The 234-nt window shown below is 62.8% G+C and carries 1 pseudogene; it reads left to right on the top strand.

The window, feature by feature from the left end:
• A pseudogene (locus ACYVO7_RS25860) lies at nt 1–234 on the top strand (IS5/IS1182 family transposase); the annotation flags it as partial.

Raw genomic sequence — 234 nt, 5'->3', positions numbered from 1 at the left:
ATGCGAGACAGTGGACTGGACGGCTCTTGCCGAGACGAGGCGGTCGGTTCGGGAGTACCTGGACACGCTCGACGAAGCGGCTTGGGGCGCCGCCAGCGAGGTGAAGCCGAAGTTCGTGTCCAAGTCCGATCCGGTGGCGCAATGGACCGGAGCCCTGAAGGGGCACGCCTTCTTCGCCTATGCGACCAACTATCTGATCGACCTCCAACACGCCGTCATCGTTGATGTCGAAGC

The organism is Alsobacter sp. SYSU BS001988 (assembly GCF_054796215.1).
The sequence above is the reverse complement of the archived record's forward strand: the minus strand, read 5'-3'. Positions and strand labels throughout refer to the sequence as shown.